This is a genomic window from Actinoplanes sp. NPDC051633 (assembly GCF_040681735.1).
Lineage (GTDB): Bacteria > Actinomycetota > Actinomycetes > Mycobacteriales > Micromonosporaceae > Actinoplanes.
The window spans coordinates 1-2,038 of record NZ_JBFAZH010001303.1; the positions used below are offsets into that span (position 1 = coordinate 1).

General features: G+C 70.6%; 2 protein-coding genes and 1 pseudogene. 2 read left to right on the forward strand and 1 reads right to left on the reverse strand.

Annotation, left to right across the window (positions count from 1 at the left end; all coding sequences use genetic code 11):
• Positions 1-644 (reverse strand): annotated as a pseudogene (locus AB0M20_RS40340) (hypothetical protein); the annotation flags it as partial.
• A gap of 244 nt (positions 645-888) precedes the next feature.
• Here AB0M20_RS40340 and AB0M20_RS40345 point away from each other — a divergent pair.
• Complete coding sequence (locus tag AB0M20_RS40345; RefSeq protein WP_364306445.1) at positions 889-1,431, forward strand: SRPBCC family protein; 543 nt, start codon at positions 889-891, stop codon at positions 1,429-1,431.
• Positions 1,428-2,038 (forward strand): alcohol dehydrogenase catalytic domain-containing protein (locus AB0M20_RS40350; protein WP_364306447.1); only part of this gene is annotated, 611 nt, incomplete at its 3' end. The genes AB0M20_RS40345 and AB0M20_RS40350, both read left to right, overlap by 4 nt.

Sequence of the window (2,038 nt, forward strand, 5' to 3'; positions counted from 1 at the left end):
GCCGTGCCGAACGCGCCGACCAGGAGTTTGGACAGACCCAGCAGCGCTCGCCCCGGGCGGTTGGCGCGGACCATTCCGGTCAGCAACCGTGCTCGGCCGGTCAGCCGCGGGGCGACGTAGCGTAGTTCCCCGGAGTCGCCCTCGCCGACCACGTGGTGGATGGCGGCGACCCGCTTTGCCGGCTCGGCCGGTTCTCGGCGGGCGGGCGGCACCCGCTGGTCGGAAGCGTCGGTGAGCAGCCGGCTCACGAGGTCCGGGACGAGCGCGCGGACGGCTGGTAGCTGGCGAAGTCCCAATGCGGGCAGGGACACCATCGCGGCCCGGCGCTGGGCTGAGGTCTGCGCGACCAGCGGCATCCGGTCGGTGTGCAGCGGCAGGTCGGTCAGGCAGATCGCGAGGTCCCACCGGTCATCGGCGCGCCGGTGCTCAAGGTCGTCGAGCAGCGCCTCGGCGCCGCCGTCGCGGCGCGGCGCCACGTCACCCCAGCCCTCCCGGATGGTCCATCGCACGTCGGCGTCCACCCGCTCGGTGAGCCGATCGGCGAGCTCGGCGGTGAGGCGCGCGGTGACCCGTGCCGGGTGGTCGGGTGGGGTTGCCACCAGGCCGACGACGATCTCCGGACGCTGCTCTTCGGTACGGGTCATCGGCGCTCCTCACCGGTGGCTGGGCCTCGTCCCGGCGGCGGCGGTCGCCTGTCCGGGTGCACTCGTGCCCCGGTTTACCCGGGGACGCTCCGCCGGTCAACACGAGTGGCGTGGGGCTGTTCGAGGCGACCGTGTCGTCGGCGGATCGGCCGTTTAGGCGATATCTCGATGGGTAGGCGGCTTCGAATCACTCACGGGAACCGGCTTCGGACCCGCGGCGCGTTGCGCGCGCGAAGGAGGATCCATGGAACTGACGGCCACGACAACCATCCGCAAACCCGCGTCGGAGGTGTATGCGTTCTGGCGTGATCTGGAGAACCTCCCGAAGTTCATGGCGCACCTGGAGCAGGTCCGCGCCACCGGTGATCGGACGAGCCACTGGTCGGCTTCCGCCCCGTTCGGCTCGGATGTGGAATGGGACGCGGAGATCATCGACGAGGTACCCGCGGAGAAGATCGCGTGGCGCTCGACCGGCGACGCCGACGTGCCCAACGCCGGTACGGTCCGGTTCGTGCCGGCCCCGGACGGGGTGAGCACCGAGGTGCACGTCGTGCTGGTGTACGAGATCCCGGGTGGCCCGGTGGGCAAGGCGGTCGCCGAGTACTTCGGCGAGGAACCCCACCAGCAGCTCGACGACGACCTGCGCCGGCTCAAGCAGGTGCTGGAGACCGGCGAGGTGGTCCGCTCGGATGGCGCCCCGTGGGGCAAGCGGGCCCGCAAGGAGTTCCCGCAGCGTCCGGCGCAGCCGTTGTCGGACGCCGAGTTCGAGAAGGGAGCGGACGCATGAGGGCGAACACCTGGGCCGGTCGTAACAAGGTCGAGGTCCGCGACGTGCCGGACCCGAAGATCCTGAACAACCGCGATGCGATCGTACGGATCACCTCCACCGCGATCTGCGGCTCGGACCTGCACCTGGTCGACGGGTACGTGCCGACGATGCAGGACGGCGACGTCCTGGGCCATGAGTTCATGGGTGAGGTGGTCGAGGTCGGCCCGGGTGTCGATCCTGATCGTCTGCGTGCCGGGGACCGGGTCGTGGTGCCGTTCCCGATCGCGTGCGGCGCGTGCGCGGCCTGCGCGGCCGAGCTCTACTCGTGCTGTGAGAACACGAACCCCAACGCCGGGATCGCGGAGAAGATGTTCGGCCACCCGGTCGCCGGGATCTTCGGCTATTCGCATCTGACCGGCGGGTTCGCGGGCGGTCAGGCGCAGTACGCGCGGGTGCCGTTCGCCGACGTCGGCCCGCTGAAGATCGAGTCCGATCTGAGCGACGAGCAGGTGCTGTTCCTCTCCGACATCCTGCCCACCGGCTACATGGGTGCCGAGATGTGCGACATCCAGCCCAGCGACGTGGTGGCGGTGTGGGGCGCCGGCCCGGTCGGACAGTTCGCCAT

Coding starts and splice junctions, on each gene's coding strand:
- AB0M20_RS40345 (WP_364306445.1), top strand. CDS start 889: ATGGAACTGACGGCCACGACAACCATCCGCAAACCCGCGTCGGAGGTG.